This window comes from uncultured Marinobacter sp. (assembly GCF_947259545.1).
Lineage (GTDB): Bacteria > Pseudomonadota > Gammaproteobacteria > Pseudomonadales > Oleiphilaceae > Marinobacter.
Genome location: NZ_CAMYMK010000007.1, coordinates 242,839 through 263,274, shown reverse-complemented (window position 1 = coordinate 263,274; position 20,436 = coordinate 242,839). Strand labels below are relative to the sequence as shown.

The window sequence follows — 20,436 nt, the reverse complement described above, 5'->3', positions numbered from 1 at the left end:
TTACATCAACCCACAATTCGGGACCTCAGGCGCTGTGTACGGCACTGGCCTTGAGGAACTGCTGTTTCAGATCGTCAAAGGTATGAACCGCCGGGAACTGCGGGAACTCGTCAATGACGTTCTGCGGTGCGTGGAACAGAATACCGGCTTCCGCCTGACTCAGCATGGTGGTGTCATTGTAGGAATCACCGGCTGCAATGACACGGTAGTTCAGCAGTTGGAAGGCGCGTACGGACTGACGCTTGGGATCTCGCTGGCGCAGCAGGTAGTTGGTGATCTGGCCATTGTCCGCCACTTCAAGCTTGTGACACAACAGCGTCGGGAACCCCAGTTTGGCCATCAATGGCATCGCAAACTCATAGAAAGTATCGGACAGGATCACCACCTGGAAGCGCTCCCGCAGCCAGTCCAGAAACTCACTGGCACCCGGCAGCGGGTCGAGTTCACCGATGACTTCCTGAATCTGCGGCAAGCCATAACCGTGCTCATCCAGCAGGCGCAGGCGTTGCTTCATGAGCACGTCGTAATCAGGAATATCACGGGTGGTGGCCCTCAGTTCCTCAATTCCGGTTTTTTCCGCAAACGCGATCCAGATTTCCGGGATCAGTACTCCTTCGAGGTCAAGGCACGCGAGTTCCACAGTGATCTCCTGATAGTCGTATTCAGTGTTTCCGGCTGCGCACGGGCGCGCTCCGGCTTCAATGGGCCCGTATGATAAGAAAATCCGTCGCCGAATGCATCGTGCTTCTTGCCCGATATAAGGATATACGACCACATTCCTTCAGCCCGGCGCCCCTTAATGGTAGATTTATCACACATTTATGAAGGACCAAGCTTTTCATGACAGACATTGGCGCATTACAGCAGGAACTTGAAGGCCAGAGCCCCCGGGCCATTCTGAAGGCGGCCCTGGCAAAGTTCGATAATATTGCCATCTCCTTTAGTGGAGCCGAAGACGTTGCCCTGATTGAAATGGCCCACAAGCTCACTGATAACCTTCAGGTGTTCACCCTCGATACCGGTCGCCTTCATCCCGAAACTTATGAGTTCGTGGAACGGGTGCGTAAGCATTACGGCATTAACATCGAGGTGATGTTCCCGGATGCACAGGAAGTAGAGGATCTGGTCACCCGCAAGGGTATGTTCAGCTTCTACGAAGATGGCCATTCGGAATGCTGTGGCATTCGCAAGGTTAATCCGCTGCGCCGCAAACTGGCCACCGTGGATGCCTGGATTACCGGGCAACGCAAGGATCAGAGTCCGGGCACCCGCAACGATGCCCCTGTGGTGCAGATCGACGAAGCCTTCTCCACCGAAGAACGCCAGCTGGTGAAATTCAATCCCCTGGCGAACTGGACGTCAAAGGAAGTGTGGGACTACATCCGCATGACCGAAGCCCCATACAACAAGCTGCACGACAGAGGTTTTGTCAGTATTGGCTGTGAACCCTGCACCCGCCCGGTGCTGCCAGGCCAGCACGAACGTGAAGGTCGCTGGTGGTGGGAAGAAGCCACACAGAAGGAGTGTGGCCTGCATGTCGGGAATATGATTGCCAAAGACGATCAGTAAGTCGGCAGCTCGACATCCCTGAACAATTCCTCAATTTCCGACCGACTGCCCTGATGCGCAACCGCCTCATCCACCCTTTCGCGGGTAAGATGGGGCGCAAACCGCTGGATAAACTCGTACATATAGCCACGCAGGAAGGTGCCCTTACGGAATCCGATGCGAGTGACACTGGGCCGGAACAGCTTGCGCGCATCCAGGGCCACCAGATCAGTATCGACCTTCTCATCAAACGCCATACTGGCAATGATGCCTACGCCCAGCCCGAGACGGACGTATGTCTTGATCACATCCGCATCCGCCGCGGTAAACACCACCTTCGGCGTCAACCCCTGGGACTGGAATGCCTCATCCAGCTTTGAACGACCAGTAAAACCAAAAACGTAGGTAACCAGCGGATATTCAGCCAACTCCGGCAGGGTAAGCTCGGGAAGCTTCGCCAACGGGTGATCTTTCGGAACGATCACGCTGCGATTCCACTTGTAACAAGGCATCATGATCAAGTCGTTAAACAGTTCCATGGCCTCGGTGGCAATCGCAAAGTCCACGGCGCCGTTGGCAGCCATTTCCGAGATCTGCATTGGCGTTCCCTGGTGCATATGCAGGGAAACATCGGGATAGGCCTCAATGAAGCCACTGATCACTGGCGGAAGCGCGTAACGGGCCTGGGTATGGGTGGTGGCAATGCTCAGATCGCCCTTGCGCTGATTGCTGAATTCCTGGGCAATCTTTTTGATGCCCTCGACCCGTCGAAGAATTTCCCCCGCCTCGCGGATAATGATTTCACCACCCGGGGTGATCCGCGTGAGGTGTTTACCGCTGCGCGCAAACACCTCAAGGCCCAATTCATCCTCAAGCAGACGGATTTGTTTGGAAATACCTGGCTGCGATGTAAAAAGACTCTGGGCAGTGGCTGATACGTTCAGATCATGGTGCGCAACTTCCCAGATATAGCGCAACTGTTGTAGTTTCATCGACCCTGTTGCTCCCTGAATTCCCGGAAAACTCGGGCTGCGTTATCTCTATGCTTCAGCCCACACTGATAAAACACAGAATACGCATAAAAATTCTATTTTTCATTCTTTTTTAATATACATAATGACTCCCCCTCAGTTTAGACCAAAAATCGAATAACGCCGCATTGCTAATGCCCTTTTTGCAGTAAGTACCCTTGACTTCAGTGTCGCAAAGCACACAATCCGAGTTCGATACTCCGAGTGCATTCAGGGATACGATGCTGCTGACCACGAAGTTCCTCAGACCAACCTCTGATCCCCGCGCGGTGTGGCGGGAGCGCTTGTGCCGTCTGCTGCAACCCGGCTCCCCTAAACGTCTCAACCTGGTTGTTGCGCCAGCGGGTTTCGGCAAGACAACACTGGTCAGTCAGTGGTGCACACAACAGGGAACATCAACCGCATGGCTCTCCCTTGATGACCACGACGATGAGCCCCGGCGTTTCTGGCAGTACCTGGCAGGGGCATTGGAATACAGCGGGATGACGGGTCTGGACTCTTGCCGCCAGCAACTCAGCCATTGCTCAACTCATGAGCTGGAAGGCCCCATTACCAGCCTTCTTAATGCGCTGGCCGACGATGGCACCCAATGGGCTTTGGTCCTCGACGACTTCCACCTGATCCGGAATACGGACATCCTGCGTCAATTTTCCTACTTTGTGGATTATCTGCCGCCAGGTATTACCTTGACTCTGGCGTCACGGACAGAGCCTCCCCTGCCTCTGGCGCGTTGGCGGGTTCGCCAGTGGATTGAAGACATTCACCCGAACCTGCTGGCGTTCTCCGAAGAAGAATGCCGTCGCTTTTTCCGGGACACCATGGAGTTGGCGGTCTCCGAACAGGAGATCCGCAAAATCTTCCGGAAAACCGAAGGCTGGGTGGCAGCAATGCAGTTGTCGGCCCTCTTATCACCAGCCTCCGGTGTCGGCCCGCCTGCCAGCGAATCCTCGTCCCCGCCAATGACGATCGACGTTGACGAGCGCCGAATCAATGATTACGTGCTCAGTGAAGTTCTGGAACAGCAACCCGAAGCAATCCGTGACTTCCTGCTCAGTACCGCCTGCTGCCCAAAGCTTTGCGCTCCTCTGTGCAATGCCGTGCGGGGCGCATCAAACAGTCAGTCCATGCTTGAGCAGTTACTGAAGCAGAACCTGTTCCTGATCCCCCTGGACACCCGCAACCACTGGTTCCGGTACCATGACCTGTTCCGGGATGCACTGCTGCAACGAGCCTGGACCTCGCGTCCCGAAGTCACGGAACAACACTGGCAGCGGGCGGTGTCATGGCTGTTGAATCACGACCACGTCCAGGAAGGTATTGCCCAGATTGTTCGCCAGCAGGACTGGATCTGGCTGGCGCAGGTACTCACAGAACACGGCAACAACCTGATTCACGGGGGATACCATCTCCCCGTCCTCAACTGGTTGGATTCCCTCCCTGCTAACATGGTGGAGGATAGCCCCCAACTTCAGATGCTACGGATCTGGTCGCTGTTCTTTGCCAATCGCGTTGACATGCTGGAGCCGTTGCTTTCGAATCTCGAAGATATTCTCGATCAGCGCGTCGCGGACTCCCATCCTGACGCCGAAGGCGCCCTGGGCCTACAAAGTGAAATTTCCCTGATCCGCTCCTACCTGGCCCGCACCCGAAGTGATGACAAGAGTGCCAGCGACCTGACGCGCCAGGTGCTCATGGACATCGATCACACCCGCATCCCGCTCAAGTCCGTCACCTACTATGGCATCGGCCTGGACTATTACGGCAAGGGGGATCTGCCATCTGCCAGGGAGGCCCTGCGTTCCGCTGTCCGCTATGGAGAACTGGAGCGAAAACCCAATACGGTACTATCCAGTGGCGGTTTGCTGGCGTGGATCCAATACAATCGTGGTGATATCGACGATGCACTGGAAACCTGCACATCGGTCCGGCACTGGGTGGACCAGCATTATGCCGATCCGGCACAACCCAGGCTGATTTCCTGCTGGCAAAACAGCGCGCTGACGGAGATTTACCGGGAACGTAACGAGCCCGAACTGGCAACTTCACACCTTGCGCCACTGCTGGAACATGTGGCCAACGGTACCGAGCCCGGTCAGCACGTGATAATTCAGTATGTGAGTGGCCATCTCGCCTTTAGTGAGGGCCGCTTCGAAGAGGCCATCGAAGCACTGGAGGATGCCGCCACAGTAGCTCGCCGAAGGCGCGATCATATTGTCTTCGAACCCCCGGCCTGCTCGGCGTTACTTGCCCGATGCTACCTGGCAGCCGGCCGCCTTCAACAGGCCGAGCGGTGGGCTCAATCAGTCGCTGATGAGCACTTTTCCAATCCCCTGAACCGGGAACAGAATCAGATCAGTATTGCCAGGGTGATGGTGGCGGCTGGCCGCCCGGCGGACGCCATAGCGACACTCATACCACTCAGGCTCAGCGCAGAAAAGGACCAGCATTTCCGTCATCTGGTGGAAATTCTCACAGTCTACTCCGAAGCCCTTTACGTCGAAGGGAAGATCCCTGAGGCCAATCAGATGCTGTCCCAGGCGGCACAGAAGGCATCAGACGCGGGGTTCATGAGGCTATTCGCAGAGGAGAGCCCGAACGTACGTCAGCGATTGATGGAGCTACCTGCCCTGCGCGCGCCGTCAAGATGGAACAGCAGTCTGCTGGCTATGCTCCGCACTATTGGCGATGGTTCGAAGAGTCCGGAGCCAGCCGTAGCCAGAAACAGCAATGAAGAAAGGACCGCCAGTGCCAGCGCAGCCCTGGCGGAACCCCTGAGCCAGAGAGAAAAAGAAGTTCTGTCCCTGATCAACGAGGGACTGGCGAACAAAGACATTGCCAGCCGAATGAACGTCGCGCCTGCCACCGTCAAGGCACACATCCGTAATCTTTACGGGAAGATGGGCGTCAGCCGCCGCACCGAAGCGCTGGCAAAAGCACGGGAGCTGGCGCTACTGGAGTAAACCAGGTCCGAACAGCCAGCGTTATGTGACAGGAATCACATTTTCATCGAACTATTCCGCCCCACTACGCCCTTTGGACGATCCGGGTACGCCCTACCTTCTTCTATGATTCTTTTCAGGGTGAGGCAAGGCCTCATCAGGAATTCTGAAACTTCAGGCCTTCAGAATCCTTGTTCCGCGTTTCGACGCCCGGGTTCAGCAGAACCCTTTTGACAAGAGCCATACCCGACCGGTATGGCTCTTTTTTTTATGGCCTACTGCTCAATGATACGTCGAAATGGTGGCAATGCATCCAACAGCAACTGACCGTAGCGTCGGGTAACGATACGCCGGTCAAGGATGGTTACCCGACCGGTGTCCTGCTCAGTCCTCAGCAAACGACCGACCGCCTGAACCAGTTTGATGGACGCATCCGGTACGGTGATTTCCATAAACGGGTTGCCGCCCCTTTGGGAGACCCATTCGGCCAGACTGGCTTCTATCGGGTCATCCGGCACGGAGAATGGCAGCCGGGTGATAACCACGTGCCCAAGGTATTTACCCGGCAGGTCGATGCCTTCAGCAAAACTGGCGACCCCGAAAAGGACACTGGGGCGCCCCTCGTCCACACGGCTGCAGTGTTGACGCAGCACCTCCCCCTTGGCCATATCGTCCTGGGTAATGATCAGGTCAGGATACTCCGGCGCCAAGGCATCCCGCACCAGTTGCATCTGACGACGGGCCGTGAACAGCACCAGGGTTGCCTTCTCGCCGACCCAAAGATCAGGCAGCCGTGACACCAGCGCATCGGTGAAAGCATCATCACTCGGCATCGCCGTCATGGCGGGCACCTCCACAGTGGCCATCTCGGCGTAGCGAAAGGAACTGGGAACCACGAGGAAACGACTGGCCTCAGGAAGACCAGCTCGTGCCTGCAACCGATCAAAGCGACCAAGAGCGGTCAACGTGGCACTGGTCAGAACCGCGCCATAAGCCCGGGACCACAGCCGTGCATACAGCAGGTTGTCCGCCAATACCGGGCTGCTGTACAGGGTAATGTCCTCGGCGTGATCCCACCTCTGGCGAACCGCCCAGCGAGCCGGCGGCGGACTCTTCAGCTTGGGTTTTACGGTGATTTCCTCACCCTGAGCATCGTCTTCACTTTCAACGGGTTGAGGGCCCGTGGCTTCGCACCAAGCCGCCCAGAGACGGAGTTGGTCTTCCGCACGGGCATGAAACGAGCCGATGACCGGGTACCAGGACTCCGCGGTCTCCCGGTCGACATCGTGTTCTTTGCGCTCATCAAATGCCTTCTGCAGTTCATCCACCAACACACCAAGCTGTCGCACCAGGCTTGCCGTCGCGAGCCGTGCGTTGGCGGCCAGGCCGGCCAGGACTTCCGGCAACTCGCCTTCCGGATATCGCCACTGTGCCGAGCGGCGCTCTTCGCTGAACTCCCAGCCAGTATTCTGCTCCGCTTCGCTGTAAACCTCGGTCAGGGCCACATCAACGCCCCGGGACGCTTCGCTGACGCGATCAATGGTCTTGGCTGCCTGAGTGGCCGGCGCCAGGAAAGGCTGCATTTTCCCCAATGCCTGGGACAGCTGTTTGAGCCATTGGCGGGTCGCATTCAGCGGAACCGATGCGGCAAAGTGGTTCAACGCCTTGTCCGGGAGGTGATGGGCCTCGTCAAAGATAAACAGGGCGTTCTCCGGCTCGGGCAGGATGGCACCCCCGCCGAGGGCAAGATCAGCCAGGACCAGGTCGTGGTTCGCGACCACAATATCGGCGTCGTCCAGGTCTTTTCGGGCGTCAAAGAACGCGCAGCTATCAAAGTAGCTGCAGTGGCGGTTGGTGCACTGACGGTGGTCGGTGGTGACCTGACGCCAGATATCATCGGGAATCTGATCCGGCCAGTGGTCCCTGTCACCGTCCCAGGTCCGGGAACCGTAGCTGGCCAGCATGTCTTCGAAGAAGGCACGGGTCCCGGGTTCCTCGTTACCAGGGCCGTCCAGCAGAAACAATGGCATGGTATCGCTGTCGCCGTTGCCCTCGTCATGGAGACGGGCTTCCAGGCGGGACATGCAGAGATAGCGCCCTCTTCCCTTGGCCAGGGTCCAGGTGAAGTCCATCTTGCTGTGTTTCTTGAGATCCGGCAGGTCCTTGTGAACAATCTGGTCCTGCAGTGCCACCGTCGCGGTCGAGATCACCAGGGTCTTGCCCAGGGCTTTGGCCACAGGGATGGCGGCGATCAGGTACGCCAGGGTTTTACCGGTACCAGTTCCAGCCTCCACAACACAGGCGGACGGCGGCGACGTTCGCTGTCCGTCATTATCGGTGATGTCGCCCATGTAACGGGCGATTTCCGCAATCATCAGCCGCTGGCCGTAACGGGCACGAATGTCTTTTCCGGCCAGGACATCGCGGTAAGCCTGTTGAATCTGCTGCTTGGTGTCGTCTGTCAGGGCCATCAGCGGGGGCTCATCCAGTCACGAACCACACCGACGCGGAACTGGCGGCCATTTTTGCTGAGCACCACACCCTCTTCAGTGATGCGCTCAACACGGATACCGGAGAAACTGTCGCCGGTCCGCATGTATTGATTGTTGATCATTACCCGTCGGGCACTGGGTTCTGACGAGTAAATATGGCTGTTAAAAATCAAATCGGGAATACTCTTCTGGAACGGCAAGGGTAATTCAACCAGGTGGGGCACGCGGCCTACTGGCTCCTGCTCGGGCTGAGTTTGAACGGGATCGACCACCGTCCGGTTGGGTACGATCACTGTCGGACGAACACGGGGTTCGCCTCCCCCACTCTCTGCTATGGCATCCACCGGCTCTTCAGCGGGCGGAGCTGGTACGGGCTCGGCGGTGTCTGGCTCAGGGGGCTGATCCTGACTAGCGGTTTGGCGGGGCTCCGTCGTTGTTTCTGGCTCGGCGGCTTGCACACCAGGCTCACCGGCGGACACATCTGGCTCGCTACCGACCGAGGTGATGTTCCCCGGCCAGAAAATCACCGCCAGGACTGCCGCATTAATGATCAACGCAATCGCCACCCAAACAGCCGCGGATACCGACCTCTTTCGGGGCTTATGAATAAGTTGCACCTGTTGACCGAGATCAGGCACCTTGCCCTGACGACGTTCTGTCTCCGACTTCCGCAGCGCATCCAGGATGTAGGACATCAGTTATCCTCCCACAAGGCATCAACCGTCACCAGCCGTGGGACGTCTTCATTCAGATCGTTGGTAATCTGAATGAGAGTCATAGCGCCGGCAATACCATCCACCACGAGTCCTTTTTGGTCCTGATACCAGCGCACCTGCTCTTCGGTCTCCATACGCTTGACCTGGTCGCTTTGCTCGCGCCCACTGGCCAGCAGGTCTGCCAGCTCCATCATCCGGGAGCTCAGCCACAGCTGCTCTGTGCTGGTGTCGGTATTCTCATCGCTATCATCCATATAGGGGGGTAACTGCCACAATACCGTGAATTCGCCGAACCAGAAGGCTTCAAGGGAATCAAACGGGAAGACCTCCGAGCCTCCGGGTGTCACCACAACAGCCTGTTTCTCTTTGAGATGTCGGACGGTGACATATCGACGCTGCCCTTGCGGGTTGCGAAGCTCAAGAATGGCCGGTCGATTCAGCCGCTCAAGGCTTCGGCGCGTGCCTTGTCGCTGAAGACAGGATAGCCCCTCAATCCGGGCAAAAATGCAGGGATCGGGGTTATCGGAAGGTACATAGTCAATCCCCCAAAGTTCAAACAAGCCGCGGAAAGCACTGACCTGTGACTGACCGTGGGTGTCGAATTCAAACGACAGGATAGGTTCCGTTACGGGCTCTGGTTCTGGTTCTGGTTCCGGCTCCGACGTCTTGGGTGCCGGGGCGGGTTCAGTATCTACACGCTCAATGGTACCGGTAACGGCTAAGCTCTGCTCCCCGGCTAATGGAGTTGAAGCCTCCGCGCCTACCTGCCAACGCTCCAACAACCAGGCAGTGCCGGCAACGGCGACCAGCACCGACGCAACCAGGGCAAGATATCGGGACCGGTTATTACCGCCCCCTGCTACCTTCTGCGCAGCCGCAAAATGGCCACCGTTGACCTCTTTCGCCGCGGTGCGAATATGTTTCGCGGTAATGACATGTTCACCTTCGGCGTAAGCTCCGAGTAACGCGCGGTCGCTGATCAGGTTGATCAACCGGGGGATGCCGTTACTGACCTTGAACAGTGTTTTAACAGCACCGCCGGTGAATATATCCGCTCTGAGACCCGCGACACCGAGGCGATACCTCAGATACCCCGGAAGCTCATCCCTGCCCAGGGAATCCAGGTGGTAACGTGCGGTAACACGCTGATTTAGCTGACGTAGTTCCGGCCTCGCCAGCAGTTCCTGAAGTTCTGGCTGGCCCAGCAGGACGATCTGAAGCAGTTTTTTCTCTGCCGTTTCCAGATTGGTTAACAGCCGAAGCTGTTCAAGCACGTCGGCAGACAGGTTCTGGGCCTCGTCGATCATCAGAACCTTGTGACGCCCTGCGCCGTGGGCCTTGAGCAAGTCGGCGTTGATCAGGTCTACCAACTGCTTGATGCTGGCCCCGACCGGATGGGGAATCTCGAGTTCATCACAAATGGAGGACAACAGCTCCCTGGCTGATAGCCGGGGGTTGAGGATCAACGCAATATCGACATGATCCGGGACGTTCTCGATAAAACACCGGCTCACGGTGGTCTTACCGGTGCCCACCTCACCGGTAATCACAATAAAGCCCCCCTGCCCCTGGACGCCGTACATCAGGTGAGCGAGCGCCTCTTTATGACGCTCGCTCAGAAACAGATAACGGGGGTCCGGAGCAATCGAAAACGGGGGTTCCCGAAAACCGAAAAATTCGTAGTACATGAGAGTCCAGTCAGGTGCTCAAACGGAGCTTGCGGAAGTCAGTGGGGGCGATTCCCCAGAAGGCTTCCCGGCCATCGCGGTATCATACCGCCCGGCTCCGGGAGATGTCATCTCAGGAGGACCCGGAATCTGCATTGCTTACCAGTCTGAGCTCGGCGTTTACCCGCTTTTGCTGCTGTTTGAGTCGCCGGACACAACGCTCAAGGGTCTTGGAGATACGGGCATGGGAGCGGATCATCGAAATCTTTGGCCAGGTCGCACGTTCACCGGCCAGGATCATTTCCCGGACATACTCAGGCTCCGGGTTCGCCAGCATACGCCGAAAATCCCGCAGCCGGTATGACGGTGCGATGGTGACATCACCGGAATAACGCTGGGCCATGATGGTATACAGCTGCCCCGACATCTGGCGCATGATCTCCGGGCGAACCCGTTTCCGGAGATAATCAAACAGTCCCTGCCCGTGGAACTGGATTTCGGATTTCAACAAGTGCATTGGCAGATTTACGAGACTTAGCTTTTCGTCCCGACCACGTCGATTGAGGAACGGCACAACGTGGGGATTGGTCTGGCTGACAATGGTGAAGTTCACGTCATAAAGGTGCATCAGACGTTCAATGGGCAGGTCACTGACGACCGATCCATCCACGAATTTCAATCGGGAGGTGTAAGGCAGCTCGTTTCCGTGCATGTCCTTCTTCATCAGGGTCACCGGTGGGTAAATGCCCGGTACCGCTGCACTGGCCAGGGCTGCACTCCACACCAGAAGATAGGGCGAAGTATATCCGCACAATAGCCGTGCCTTCTGATGCGCCTGCACCGGCGATACGCTGACATTGATGGAGCGACCGGTGCGCTGGAATGCCTCCTCGAACGTGTACTCACCGATATTCGCTCTCAGACAGGCTTTCAACTGGTCCTGGTCCATAAGCCCGTCCCCCTGCATCGCACTGATCAGACCGCGCCACTTCCAGGCTTTCAGGTGGTGGTTCTCCGGGACCAGCATTTCGGGAACTTCCGCATCGGTATGGACACCCAGTATTCCGGCGATGATCGCACCGATACTGGAGCCCGCTATCACCTGGGGCAAGAGCCCCTTTTCCCACAATGCCTTGATCACCCCAAAATGGAACATGCCCAGCGTCGCCCCGCCGCTGAGCAACAGCGTTGGGCGACCGTAACTGGTCAGGGTATCGCGGAAGAACTGCAGTTTCTCGGACACCGGGAAGCCGGGCACAGGATGATCACAGAGGAAATCCAGCGCTTCACACACCTGGGTAATGTACTCCTCCACCAGGTGCTTGGTACCTACGCGGGAACGGCTATAGAGGGCTGCGTTACCCATGTTGCCGAGATCGTGATGAAGTCCTTCCCGCAGCGCTCGCTTCAACCGTTCGAAATCATTCTGCTGTCGATACTGGCGAAGGTTGCTGAGCCGGTCATAGATCAGCTCATAGTGATAGAGATCGGAAACAAATTCCTCTTTCCACTCCACGTTCCCCTCAAGGAAGTCGAGTTCGAGTGCCGCGGCTTTCCATACCTCGTAATTGGGCGCCTCAGCCAGCATTTTCCGAAACTTGCGAATGCGGTCATCGGTCATCGCGGTCAGAAATCTTCCAGCATCAGATCATCATCTTCATCTGCAAACGGGTCCGACATCGTCTTACCATCGTTGATCAGGTATTCCCTGCGTTGCAGATACGCGTTCCTGACGAAAGTATAGCCATCCCCCGACATAAAGCCTTCCGCCGGGATCAGATCGGCCCGTTTATCCACGATCTGCACAGCTCTGGCGAAGTAAACGTCCGGCTCCTCTACGGCATCCCAGGCGGACGGAAGAACCAGAATGTCAGTGCCAAGCCCGACAAAATCCCTGGGATTGGACGGCCCCAGGAATGGCAGCATCAGGTATGGACCCGAATCGGCGCCCCAGTATCCCAGGGTCTGACCGAAATCCTCCGGACGCTCCGGGAGATCAAAAGCGGTAGCGACGTCTATCAACCCTCCCAGTCCGAACACAGTGTTGTAGGTGAACCGGCCAGCTGCGACCACAGCGGACTCCGCTTTGAGCTGGAACAGACTGTTTGCGAAATTCCGAATTTCTGTGAGGTTATTGAAAAAATTGGTCACGGCACGGTCAGCGAACCCTGGCATCACCGTCCGGTACGTCTGGGCCACCGGCCTCAGGAACCAGTTATCTATAGTCTCATTAAAGGAATAGACCTTGCGATTCCAGCTTTCATAAGGATCACTTTCATCCACCGGACCGGACATTTCCGGAGCGGGTTCCTGCACGTTCTGGGCGGCCACCTGCGCAGCACCTCCCACAAATCCAATGAGAGCGGCCAAAACCATTCCAAACGTCCGGCACCGGGAAAAATAATCTGTCATTTTTGAGCCTGAGGTTGTTAAATCCGTTTCAGTTCGTCGAAAATACCGGCTCTGTTTTTCTTTTTATTCGCTCTCAGGTTCGGAGGAACCCGATGTCAGTACCGGGAAATCTAGTCAACACCTTGTCCGTCCCCCTTCGCTGGGGAGATATGGATGCTTACGGCCACGCCAACAATACGGTCTTCTTCCGATTCTTCGAGGAAGCCCGGATCGTATGGCTAGGATCCCTTGAATTAGGCGGTCCCGAGGCAGCCGATGGCCCGATCATTATAAAGACCAGCGCCACCTTTCTGAAAGAACTGAACCACCCCGCCACCGTTGTGGTGAAAACATACGCCGACAAGGCCGGTAATTCCAGTCTGGATACGTACCATACCCTGACGGACGCCGAAACGGGGGAGCTGTATGCCGAGGGTTACGCCAAGATTGTCTGGTTCGACCGGGTGAACCGCTCATCAACCCGACTGCCAGACACACTCAGGGCTCTGGCAGCGGAGTAGATGGCAGGTTCTGTTATCGGCGGCGTACCACCACGCTGCCGATAGAGTAACCCGCGCCGAAAGAACAGATCACACCCAGGTCACCGGACTTCAGGTCATCCTTGTGTTTATGGAAGGCAATGATGGAACCTGCGGAACTGGTGTTGGCGTACTCATCGAGAATTACCGGGGCCTCATCGGTATCCGCGTCACGGCCCAGCACCTTGCGGGCGATCAACTGATTCATGTTCAGATTTGCCTGATGCAACCACATGCGACGCAGATCCTCAGGTGCCAGCGACAGCCCTTTAAGCTGATTCAGAATCGTTTCCGCAACCAGCGGGGACACTTCCTTGAAAACCTTCCGACCCTGCTGCACGAACAACTTGTCCGGCTTGCCGATTCCTGACTCGTCGCCCCGGTTCAGGAAGCCGAAGTTATTGCGAATGTTGTTGGAAAACTTGGTCTTGAGACTGGTACCAAGAATTTCAAAGCCCTGCCCCGAAGCCGTATCTTCCTCACGCTCCACCAGTATGGCGGTACAGGCATCGCCGAAAATGAAGTGACTGTCGCGGTCCCTGAAATTCAGGTGGCCGGAGCAAATCTCAGGACTGACCACCAGCACCGCGCGGGCGCTGCCGTTTTCCACGGAATTGACCGCCGCCTGCAGGCCAAACGTGGCTGAACTGCATGCCACATTCATATCGTAGGCGAAGCCATCAATCCCCAATGCGTCCTGGACTTCAATGGAAACGGCCGGATAAGGACGCTGCATATTGGAACAGGCAACGATCACCGCATCCACGTCCGCGGCAGTCTTCCCGGCCTGCTCCAGGGCCTGCTTACAGGCCGCAACCGACATATCACATTGTACCGACGGCTCGTCGTTTCCCCGGTCGGGAATACGTGGCGCCATTCGCTCCGGATCAAGAATGCCACTCTTGTCGATCACGTGACGACGTTTAATGCCGGATGCCTTTTCAATGAAGCTCGAGGAGGAAGGCTGTAGCGCTTCCATATCGCCACGGGCGATCTCGTCGGCATGCTGGCTATTATGAATCTCTACGAAGGCGTTGAACGCCTCCACCAATTCGTCGTTGTCGATGGTTGCAGGCGGTGTATACAGACCGGTTCCGCTGATGACGGCTTTAATCACGCTAACCCCACGTCATGGTAATGAAAACAAATGAAAGAACATTCCGCTTATGCACCAAATAGTAACACAGTCCTGACAATTTGCTCGCGCCCAAGGAGGCCTCAGACACGGGTCTTTTCCCACTGGCGGTCCAGCCGTTTTACGGACACTGGAATGACCGTACCCAGTTGCTGGGCAAAGAAAGACACCCGGAACTCCTCCAGCATCCACCGATACAGCACCAGTTCCGGATCCCGCACTCCCTGGCGCTGCTGTTCCGCCTGTTTGCTGGCATAGCGCGACCAGAGCGGCTCAATCGTGTGGAGAAATTCCCGCTCACGCCCCATTTCCCGGGGCATTTTCTCGAACCGGATGGCGGCGGCCTCGAAGTAGCGGCCAAACTGTTCCAGCCAAGGGGTGGGCGTGGAAACCAGAAAACCGGGATAGACGAGGTTTTGAAGCTGGAACTTGAGATCGGCCATGCTGTTCGCCTGCGCCAGGCTGATTTTGCCTTTTAGCTGTTTGGCGACAGCATGGTAGCCCTTCATCGCCTGATGAAGCCGCTCGTCCGCCTCCTCCAGCGCTGGAATGAAGTCGCCCCGCTTACTGTCAAACCTAGCTTCGAACTGCTGTCGGTCACGGGGCAGACCGTCCGACAGAAAGTGCTCCATGGCGGTCGCCACCAGCAAGTCATCCAGTAACACCCTGGCCTGCCCCACCGGTGCAAACATCAACGCCGAACCTTTGAAGAACGGAAGTTTACGCTCCAGATCATCCAGGGTATTGCCGAAACGGTTGAGCATGAGCCTGGCGACCGCCTTGCGGGTCGCATCCTCAGCGGTCAGCGGATCCAGGTGCCGGGCTGGCTTTACCGCTTTACCGAGGTCTTCCAGCGCTGGATAGACCGTCACCTGCATACCGCCTTTTTCGGTTTGTACCGACTCCGGGAGCGATCCGAAATCCCAGTCGACAGACTCCTGCTCCAACGGGGAGTCATCCGGTGCCTGGGCAGCGGAGGCCAGGGCCGCTTCAGCTTTGCCTTCAAGCTGGTCCTGCAGCGCTGAGGTTTCCCGCCCTTCGGCCATCACTTTGCCGCCATCCCCCATCACCCGGACGTTCATTCGCAGATGTCGGGGCAACTCGTCTTCCGGCCAGGCGTCGGGATCAATCCGTACCCCGGTCATTCGCCGCAACTGCTCACCGAGCTGAATAGCGAGGGGTTGATTGGACGGCTGCATATTCTCCAGGGCGGCGTCTACAAAATCCGGTACCGGCACAAAATTCCGGCGCAGGGCCTTGGGAAGCCCTTTGACCAGGGCGATGCATTTTTCCCGTAGCAGCCCTGGCACCAGCCACTCCAGTCTGCGTGCCGGAATCTGCTTGAGGGCCATCAGGGGCACCTGAAGGGTGACACCATCCCGTTCACTCGTGGGCTCGAATTCGTAACTCAGAGGATATTGCACGCCTTCCCACTCAAGAAAATCCGGGTACAACGAGTCCGCCTGCTCATCCACTGGCCGCTGCAGAATGTCCTGTTCGGTCAGCTCCATGTTTTTCAGGCCTTCGGCGCTGAGGCTCTTCCACCAGCTTTCGAAATGGCGACCACTGACAATGTCTTCCGGCAAACGCTGGTCGTAGAATGCCACCAGGGCTTCATCATCCACCAACAGATCGCGACGCCGGGTTTTCTTTTCCAGATTCTCGACGGTGTCCAGCAACTCGCGATTGCGCTCAATGAATGGAGCGCGGGATCGGTAGTCACCTTCCACCAGAGCGCGGCGGATAAACAGTTCCCGACATTCTTTTGGATCTACCTTGCTGTAAGGGATCCGCCGGCGAGGCACCACGTCGAGGCCATACAGAGTGACTTTTTCGTAGCCCATGACCTGAGCGCGCTTCTGCTCCCAGTGCGGCTCAAAATAATGGTGTTTCACCACATGACCGGCCAGAGGCTCAATCCATTCCGGCTGGATTGCCGCCACCATTCGCGCAAAGACACGGCTGGTTTCGACGATTTCTGCAGCCACGATCCATTTGGGTGCACTTTTTGACACTTTGGAGCCGGGGAACAGCGTGACCTTGCGGTTACGGGTGGCGAGGTACTCCCGCTTCTCCACCTTTAACGCCACCTGCCCCAACAGGCCTGCCAATATGGCTTTGTGAAGAGAATCATAAGACGCCGGCTTAGTATTAAAAGCCAGCTTCTGCTCACGGCAAATCAGCGTGAGCTGCCGGTGGATGTCCCGCCATTCCCGCATGCGCATCCAGGACAGGAAGGTTTTCTGGCACACCTTCTTGAGCTGGTTCTGGGACAGCTCCTGCCGCTGCTCTTCATAGAAATTCCACAGATTCAGCAGACTGGCAAAGTCCGATTCCTTATCGTTGAACGGCGCATGGGCCTGGTCTGCCGCCTGTTGCTTCTCCTGTGGGCGCTCCCGCGGATCCTGAATACTCAGGCCCGCGATAATCACCAGGGTTTCCGCGAGACTGCCCTGCTCGGCGGCGGTAACCAGCATCCGCGCCAGTCGCGGATCCAGCGGCAACCGTGACATGGTGCGGCCCAGAGAGGTCACTCGCCGTTTTTCATCAACGGCACCTAACTCTTCGAGCAGTTTGTAGCCGTCATTGATCAACCGACGGTCCGGGGCCTCCAGAAACGGGAAATGACGGATTTCCCCGAGTCCGGACGTTGCCATTTGGAGAATGACGGAGGCCAGGTTGGTGCGAAGGATCTCGGGATCGGTGTATTCCGGACGATTGATAAAATCCGTCTCGTCATACAGCCGAAAACAGATGCCCGGCGCCACGCGGCCACAGCGCCCTGCCCGCTGGTTGGCGCTGGCCTGGGAAACGGGCTCAATCGGCAGCCGCTGGATCTTGGAACGAACACTGTAGCGACTGATTCGCGCCACCCCGGTATCGATCACGTAACGGATGCCCGGCACCGTCAGGGACGTTTCCGCCACATTGGTAGACAACACAATGCGCCGGCCCCGGTGCCCCTGGAACACCCGGTTCTGCTCCTGGTTACTCAAACGGGAATATAGCGGCAGGACCTCGGTATGCCTGAGATCCACATGGCGGAGCACTTTGCTCAGGTTGCGGATTTCCCGCTCACCCGGCAGGAACACCAGAACATCGCCCGGTGGCTTTTTCTCCTGACGTTCGTGCTGCTCGATTTCCTCGATCGCGCTGATCACTCCATCCGTCCAGCTCTGGTCGCGATCATCCTCATCACCGACCAAAGGGCGATATCGAACATCCACCGGGTAAGTGCGGCCGCTAACTTCGATGACAGGCGCATCACCAAAGAAATGACTGAAGCGCTCAACCTCAATGGTTGCCGAGGTTATGATGACCTTCAGGTCGGGACGCTTGGGCAGCAACTGGCGCAGGTAACCCAACAGGAAGTCGATGTTGAGACTTCGTTCATGGGCCTCGTCGATTATCAGGGTGTCGTAGCGATCAAGGAATCGGTCGTGCTGAACCTCCGCCAGCAGAATCCCATCGGTCATCACCTTGACGCGGGATTGCTCGGAGGTGTTATCGGTAAAGCGAACCTGATAGCCCACTTGTTGCCCGGTCTGCTCCCCCAGTTCCTCGGCAATTCGTCCGGCCACACTACGTGCAGCAATGCGCCGCGGTTGGGTATGGCCGATCAGTCCTCGGATACCCCGGCCGCTGTTCAGACAGATTTTCGGAATCTGAGTGGTTTTACCGGAGCCGGTTTCACCGGCAATGATCACCACCTGATGTTTATCGATCGCGTCACGGATGTCGTCCACCCGCTCCGACACCGGAAGGTCCGGCGGAAAGGTTGCCGGCTTGTGCAGGGCCTGGCGTTGTTGCACTCTCGCCAGACCGCGATCAAGCCAAACAGCCATTTTCTCAAGGTCTTTTTGCCCTGGCTTCCCCTTCTTCCTCGCCAATAATTTGTGGATACGGGCAGCTTCCTGCTGATTGCACGAGTTCAGCTGCTCCATGATGGCTTTGACGGCGGCCTTATTGTCCGGTGTGGAAGCGGTATCCAGTGTGGCAGATGATGATTGCGACGGGGTCCGGGGCATGAACAGGATTCACCAGTTTCGATATAGATCAAAGGAAATTGGCGTCAGTCTAACGGGAACTGCCTGCCTGTTAAACGGAAAAACCCCGCCAAAGCGGGGTTTTCTGATCCGTAAAGCCAGTAAACTCTGGCCTGGTACGGTTCTACTCTCGACCTTTACTAGGCGTTCGCTTCGTCACGCAGCTCGCGACGCAGGATCTTGCCCACATTGGTCTTGGGCAGTTCATCCCGGAACTCGAAGTTCTTCGGCACCTTGTAGGCGGTCAGACGCTCGCGACAGAATTCCTTCAGTTCGTTCTCGGAAACACCTTCGGGAGTCGCCACCAGGTATACCTTCACGGCCTCGCCACTCTTGGCATCCGGAACACCAACGGCGGCGCACTCAACCACTTTCGGGTGACTGCTTACTACGTCTTCGATTTCGTTCGGGAAGACGTTGAAGCCAGACACGATGATCATGTCCTTCTTGCGATCCACGATGCGGATATACCCGTCTTCCTGGATCAGGGCAACATCACCGGTCTTGAGGTAGCCGTCCTCGGTGAAGGACTTCTGGGTATCTTCCGGACGCTGCCAGTAACCACGCATAACCTGTGGTCCCTTGACGCAAAGCTCACCAGGCTCGCCCAGCGAAGTCTCGTTACCTTCGTCGTCGATGGTCTTGATCATGGTCGAGGGAATCGGAAGACCAATCGTGCCCAGCTGAATGGCGCTGTGAGGGTTGAACGTCACCACCGGGGATGTCTCGGTCATGCCATAGCCTTCACTGATTTCACACCCGGTGACACGCTGCCACATCTTGGCAGTATCACTGGTCAGCGCCATACCACCGGATGAGGTCAGTTTCAGTCCGCTGAAGTCCAGAGCCTTGAAGTCATCGTTATTGCAAAGCGCCACAAACAGGGTATTCAGACCCAGGAAGGCTGTAAACTTGTGGTTTTTCAATTCCTTCACGAAGCCCGGAATATCGCGGGGGTTCGGAATCAGCACGTTGTGTGCGCCGGCTTCCAGCATAATCCCGCAGTTCAGGGTAAAGGAATAGATGTGGTACAAAGGCAGTGGTGCGATAACCACTTCCTGACCTTCCACCACAATGTCTTCCATCATCGGGCGGGTTTGCAACAGGTTGGCCACCAGATTGCCGTGGGTCAGCATGGCCCCCTTGGCTACACCCGTGGTACCGCCGGTGTACTGCAACACGGCAATGTCATCCTGCTTGCAATCAACCGGGGTAAACTTTTCCCGGGCACCGGCACTCAGGACTGCGGGCAGTTTGTGGGCCTGAGGCAGATTGAAAGGCGGCACCATCTTCTTGACGTGCTTGACCACTGCATTCATCAGAGTCCGCTTGATCGGCGAATGCATGTCAGCAATTTCGGTAACAATTACGTGTTCAATGCCAGTCTGTGGCAGCACCTTTTCGGCGTTTTCCGCCATGTTGGCCAGAACCACCAGCGCTTTGGCACCGGAGTCATTGAACTGGTGTTCCATTTCCCGTGTGGTGTACAGCGGGTTGGTGTTCACGACGATCAGACCGGCACGCATGGCGCCGAACACCACAACCGGGTACTGACTGACGTTGGGCATCTGCACGGCGATACGGTCGCCAGGCTTGAGATCGGTCTTGTTCTGCAGCCAGGCTGCGAAATTGCGGCTCTGGGTGTCGAGGTCTCGGTATGTCAGAGTGGCGCCAACAGCACTGAATGCGGGCCGATCCGCGTATTTCTTAACGGCCTGCTCAAATACATCAACCATGCTTTTGTATTTGTTCAGGTCAACCTCGCGGGGGACACCAGCGGGGTATTTGTCCTGATAGAACTGCTCGAAATCCATCACCATCTCCTGTTTGGCGCTTGTGTTTATAATGATTTACCAGTGTCGATAGATTAAAAAATCAACTCGACAAAAGTATCAGCCGAAAAATGAGGGTCAGAGAATAGCAGTTTTGTGA

At 56.8% G+C, this 20,436-nt stretch carries 13 protein-coding genes; 3 read left to right on the top strand and 10 right to left on the bottom strand.

The window, feature by feature from the left end; genetic code table 11:
* Nucleotides 1-25: 25 nt before the first annotated feature.
* A complete protein-coding gene (gene thrH / locus Q0Y21_RS08985) occupies nucleotides 26-640 on the bottom strand; it encodes a bifunctional phosphoserine phosphatase/homoserine phosphotransferase ThrH (protein WP_297794025.1) in 615 nt (204 codons plus the stop codon).
* A gap of 200 nt (nucleotides 641-840) precedes the next feature.
* On the opposite strand from thrH, the gene Q0Y21_RS08980 reads away from it, so the two are divergent.
* Nucleotides 841-1,569 (top strand): phosphoadenylyl-sulfate reductase, encoded by a 729-nt coding sequence (locus Q0Y21_RS08980; protein WP_297794022.1) that lies wholly within the window; start codon nucleotides 841-843, stop codon nucleotides 1,567-1,569.
* On the opposite strand, the gene cysB is transcribed toward Q0Y21_RS08980, so the two are convergent.
* Nucleotides 1,563-2,540 carry an HTH-type transcriptional regulator CysB gene (gene cysB / locus Q0Y21_RS08975; RefSeq protein WP_297794020.1) on the bottom strand — a complete coding sequence of 326 codons (978 nt, stop codon included), beginning with the start codon at nucleotides 2,538-2,540 and terminating at the stop codon, nucleotides 1,563-1,565. The genes Q0Y21_RS08980 and cysB overlap by 7 nt on opposite strands.
* Nucleotides 2,541-2,800: 260 nt before the next feature.
* Here cysB and Q0Y21_RS08970 point away from each other — a divergent pair, with 260 nt between their 5' ends.
* Nucleotides 2,801-5,539, top strand: a complete 2,739-nt coding sequence (locus Q0Y21_RS08970; RefSeq protein WP_297794017.1) for a LuxR C-terminal-related transcriptional regulator — start codon at nucleotides 2,801-2,803, stop codon at nucleotides 5,537-5,539.
* 254 nt (nucleotides 5,540-5,793) lie between these two features.
* Here the strand turns inward: Q0Y21_RS08970 and dinG are convergent, their stop codons facing one another.
* The 5 genes from dinG to Q0Y21_RS08945 form a co-directional block, all read right to left on the bottom strand.
* Nucleotides 5,794-7,989, bottom strand: coding sequence for an ATP-dependent DNA helicase DinG (gene dinG, locus Q0Y21_RS08965; protein WP_297794015.1), 2,196 nt, complete (start codon nucleotides 7,987-7,989; stop codon nucleotides 5,794-5,796).
* Nucleotides 7,989-8,705 carry a general secretion pathway protein GspB gene (locus Q0Y21_RS08960; RefSeq protein ID WP_297794012.1) on the bottom strand — a complete coding sequence of 239 codons (717 nt, stop codon included), beginning with the start codon at nucleotides 8,703-8,705 and terminating at the stop codon, nucleotides 7,989-7,991. Before Q0Y21_RS08960 ends, dinG begins: the two co-directional genes overlap by 1 nt.
* A complete protein-coding gene (locus tag Q0Y21_RS08955) occupies nucleotides 8,705-10,414 on the bottom strand; it encodes an ExeA family protein (protein WP_297794010.1) in 1,710 nt (569 codons plus the stop codon). Before Q0Y21_RS08955 ends, Q0Y21_RS08960 begins: the two co-directional genes overlap by 1 nt.
* Before the next feature lie 112 nt (nucleotides 10,415-10,526).
* A complete protein-coding gene (locus Q0Y21_RS08950; protein ID WP_297794007.1) occupies nucleotides 10,527-12,014 on the bottom strand; it encodes a DUF3336 domain-containing protein in 1,488 nt (495 codons plus the stop codon).
* Between the two features lie 5 nt (nucleotides 12,015-12,019).
* Nucleotides 12,020-12,769 carry a VacJ family lipoprotein gene (locus Q0Y21_RS08945; RefSeq protein WP_297794004.1) on the bottom strand — a complete coding sequence of 250 codons (750 nt, stop codon included), beginning with the start codon at nucleotides 12,767-12,769 and terminating at the stop codon, nucleotides 12,020-12,022.
* 128 nt (nucleotides 12,770-12,897) lie between these two features.
* On the opposite strand from Q0Y21_RS08945, the gene Q0Y21_RS08940 reads away from it, so the two are divergent.
* A complete protein-coding gene (locus Q0Y21_RS08940; protein WP_297794003.1) occupies nucleotides 12,898-13,305 on the top strand; it encodes an acyl-CoA thioesterase in 408 nt (135 codons plus the stop codon).
* A gap of 13 nt (nucleotides 13,306-13,318) precedes the next feature.
* Here the strand turns inward: Q0Y21_RS08940 and Q0Y21_RS08935 are convergent, their stop codons facing one another.
* From Q0Y21_RS08935 to Q0Y21_RS08925, 3 genes are all read right to left on the bottom strand, one after another.
* The gene (locus Q0Y21_RS08935; RefSeq protein WP_297794001.1) at nucleotides 13,319-14,440 is read right to left on the bottom strand and encodes a beta-ketoacyl-ACP synthase III; all 1,122 of its coding nucleotides are present in this window, start codon (nucleotides 14,438-14,440) and stop codon (nucleotides 13,319-13,321) included.
* Nucleotides 14,441-14,541: 101 nt separating this feature from the next.
* Nucleotides 14,542-18,486: an ATP-dependent RNA helicase HrpA gene (hrpA, locus tag Q0Y21_RS08930; protein ID WP_297793998.1), complete on the bottom strand. Its 3,945-nt coding sequence runs from the start codon at nucleotides 18,484-18,486 to the stop codon at nucleotides 14,542-14,544.
* A 158-nt stretch (nucleotides 18,487-18,644) separates the two neighbouring features.
* Entirely contained in the window at nucleotides 18,645-20,318 is a 1,674-nt protein-coding gene (locus Q0Y21_RS08925) for a long-chain fatty acid--CoA ligase (protein ID WP_297793996.1), read from the bottom strand.
* Nucleotides 20,319-20,436 lie beyond the last annotated feature (118 nt).

Bases quoted from the DNA above. Each gene is read 5' to 3' on its own strand.
- Q0Y21_RS08980 (WP_297794022.1), top strand. From the start codon at position 841: ATGACAGACATTGGCGCATTACAGCAGGAACTTGAAGGCCAGAGCCCC.
- cysB (WP_297794020.1), bottom strand. From the start codon at position 2,540: ATGAAACTACAACAGTTGCGCTATATCTGGGAAGTTGCGCACCATGAT.
- Q0Y21_RS08970 (WP_297794017.1), top strand. From the start codon at position 2,801: ATGCTGCTGACCACGAAGTTCCTCAGACCAACCTCTGATCCCCGCGCG.
- dinG (WP_297794015.1), bottom strand. From the start codon at position 7,989: ATGGCCCTGACAGACGACACCAAGCAGCAGATTCAACAGGCTTACCGC.
- Q0Y21_RS08960 (WP_297794012.1), bottom strand. From the start codon at position 8,705: ATGTCCTACATCCTGGATGCGCTGCGGAAGTCGGAGACAGAACGTCGT.
- Q0Y21_RS08955 (WP_297794010.1), bottom strand. From the start codon at position 10,414: ATGTACTACGAATTTTTCGGTTTTCGGGAACCCCCGTTTTCGATTGCT.
- Q0Y21_RS08950 (WP_297794007.1), bottom strand. From the start codon at position 12,014: ATGACCGATGACCGCATTCGCAAGTTTCGGAAAATGCTGGCTGAGGCG.
- Q0Y21_RS08945 (WP_297794004.1), bottom strand. From the start codon at position 12,769: ATGGTTTTGGCCGCTCTCATTGGATTTGTGGGAGGTGCTGCGCAGGTG.
- Q0Y21_RS08940 (WP_297794003.1), top strand. From the start codon at position 12,898: ATGTCAGTACCGGGAAATCTAGTCAACACCTTGTCCGTCCCCCTTCGC.
- hrpA (WP_297793998.1), bottom strand. From the start codon at position 18,486: ATGCCCCGGACCCCGTCGCAATCATCATCTGCCACACTGGATACCGCT.
- Q0Y21_RS08925 (WP_297793996.1), bottom strand. From the start codon at position 20,318: ATGGATTTCGAGCAGTTCTATCAGGACAAATACCCCGCTGGTGTCCCC.